This window comes from Vibrio sp. ER1A, from assembly GCF_000733315.1.
Taxonomy (GTDB): Bacteria; Pseudomonadota; Gammaproteobacteria; order Enterobacterales; family Vibrionaceae; genus Vibrio; species Vibrio mediterranei.
The window spans coordinates 1-2899 of the sequence record NZ_JPJA01000025.1; the positions used below are offsets into that span (position 1 = coordinate 1).

1 protein-coding gene is annotated in these 2899 nt (G+C 41.8%); it reads right to left on the reverse strand.

Going from position 1 to position 2899, the window contains the following annotated elements; translation table 11 throughout:
- On the reverse strand, nucleotides 1-2899 hold a 2899-nt coding region (locus HW45_RS03295; RefSeq protein WP_152559609.1), incomplete at both ends, for an invasin domain 3-containing protein.

Genomic DNA, 2899 nt, shown 5'->3' on the forward strand with positions numbered 1-2899 from the left:
CACCACTGTCTTGCCAGACACTGCGTTACCATGCGCGTCTTTAAGCACTAACGTCAGCGTCGACCCTGTCGACCCTCCCGCTGTAATTGTTGCGGGACTCACGCTCAGCGAAGATTGAGTGGTACTAATCTCGCCCGCTTCAATGGTTACTGTTTTTGAGGCGACTGCGAACGATTCACCGTCCACCGTCACTGTGGTCGTCGCCACGCCAGCGGTGTTACCCGCGGTTAGCGTCGCCGTATACGTACCACTCGTTGCACTTTCCGTCGTCGCTCCGACAGTTACACCACTCACACCGGTTGCACCCAGCACCACTGTCTTGCCAGACACCGCGTTACCATGCGCGTCTTTAAGCGCTAACGTCAGCGTCGACTCTGTCGACCCTCCCGCTGAAATCGTTGCTGGGCTAACGCTTAACTCGGAACCTGAGTTACTGACTTCCCCTGGTTTTATGGTGACGGTTTGTGAAGCCACAGCAAAGACAGTATCATTTACTAGCGCAGATACAGTTAGTTTCTGTGCAGAAGTACTTTTAATGGTAGCGGTATAACGCCCCTTTGATTCGATTACCTTGCTCAAAGTAAAGCTAGGCGAGGCGAATGCCTGTTCTCCCTCACTCTTCACTATAAACTTCACTTTCTGATCAGTAACAGGATTGCCATTATTATCGTTTAGCTCGAGTACAAGAGTTGAGCCTCTATTATCACCTGCAACAAAATCATTCGGCGACACAGTTAACTTAGACTTAACGACTTTTGCGTCACCCGAGCCAATTTCAATCGTTAAAGGTCCGATATTAAAGGGTTTTCCGTCCACAAGTACACTCACTAACACCTTGCCCGCTGTTTGACCTGTCAAGATGGCGGTATAATTGCCTTTGTTTTCAACTACTTTATTTACATTGACGCGGTCGACACCCGCTAACTTGAACCTTACATCTCTACTTTGGACTTTATTACCATTTAAATCTCTGAGCCTAAGTGTTAGCTCCAAACCTTTAGAATCATCTGCTGTAATAAAATTCTTTGATGCGATAAATTCAGAGTGTTCTGCACTTGCATTACCTTCTTGAAGTATAACCACCTGCGGAGGGATTTTTATAATAGAGCCATTGACTTTAACAGTAATGCTTGCGGATCCGGCTGTTAGCCCTTTCATACTAGCTGTATAAAGACCATTTTCATTATGCTTAACTTGACCGATAGTTAAATTAGCTAATCCATCAGACTCAAATTCAACAGTCTGATTGTTAACGGGTTTTCCAAGCTTGTCTTTGAGTATAAGCTCTAGTGTTGTAGTAGCTACGCCGTCTGCAACTATTTTTTTAGGACTAACAGACAAAGAGCTTTTTGATACGTCGACTACCGAGACTAAGTCGACAAAATTGCCACTTTGCTTTAGTTCAATTCCATTTAAAACAGCAGTAATGTTGACAGTTCCTTCTTCTTTGCTTAAAAGTGAACCTTCGACCATTCCCTGACTGCTGCTATAAAGTTCAATAACAGGTTTGTTTTTTTCTTTAAAGTAGGAACCTTTTAAGTCAGCTTTTAGTGTGACAAGTTGTGAGACTAAAGGACGGCCAAGTACATTAAAAAACGACGCAGAAACTAGCAAACCATCTGTCTGATTAATCCCCGCAGTCTTAGAGTCACCGTTAATTGGATTAATTGACTGTATTGTTAAACGTGATTTTTCTAATGATGGAGTTTGATCTGGTGTTACAGTTATTAGCAGAGGGGTAGTAGTCCTTACAACCTGCCCTGTGGCTAGCTTCGCTTCGACAAACAATTCATATTGGTTAATACTATTGTCACGTAATCGAGTTACATTATCTTTATATCGCGGTGCTGTGTAGAACTTAGTTCTATCTTGGGTAGAGACATCATGTTTGGCACTACCATACGCAACCCAAGATGTGACTTGCGATTTTGTTCCTGAGAGCGAGACTAAGCCTGAGAGAGCTTTTTTTGAACCTTCCATCATAGTAATGGTGGATGTATTAAATGTTAGTAATACCTCTTCTAGTTTTTTTCGGTATTCAAGTCTAACATTATGATCTCGGTCTACAAGGTCAAGAAAATGTGAAGCAATAGAGAAATCTGAGTCTGCTTCAGTTCTATCAAACTGTTTAGCTAATGGTACGCCTAAACGATAGGTACCTTGAACCCCAACATTAAAGTCTTGCTCTCCTCCCTTTTCATAACTATAACCAGTACTCAACGTCATAATTGGGATCGGCTTATAATTAATGGCCGTTGAGAGTTTAAATAGATTTTCTATTGGATCCTTTCCACTTCGACTTTCAACGTATTCCCCAAAAAACTGTTGATAATCTGCTGAAACGAAAAATGAACGGTTATGTGGGATATAACCTTTGAAGCGCAGTCCTAAAGCGTTAGCTGGCCGTTCCTCCAATTTCCCATTACCCATCGTTTCAAACGCAGAAGGAGAATCCTTCCATCCGGACAGCGGAAAGTAATAGTTCCCTGACAATGTGAGATGCTTATTAATATACTCTATGCCCAAACTACCTCTTTGATGACCTCGTGTTATATCTCTATCATAAAAAAAGTTAGTACCCCAAATAGAGTCTTCATCACCACCACGAATACCAAAACCAATATGAGCAAAATCACGGCCTTGATATAGGTCGTTGCTATTTATCACTACTCCGGGTTGAACAAACAGTAACAGATTACCATCTTCAAAATTACTTTCATTTCCAGATAAAGGAAGTAATATATCGAAATTTGCATTGCGTAAAGAAAAGTCGGTATTTAGAGAAAAACTAAATTCTGAGCGACCAAGTTCATTTGTATAGTCATCAACTAGCCTCGAAGCCCGATCCGTTATTTTTTTGCGAGCATAGTTATTTAATTGATCAATGTATGGCACCCCA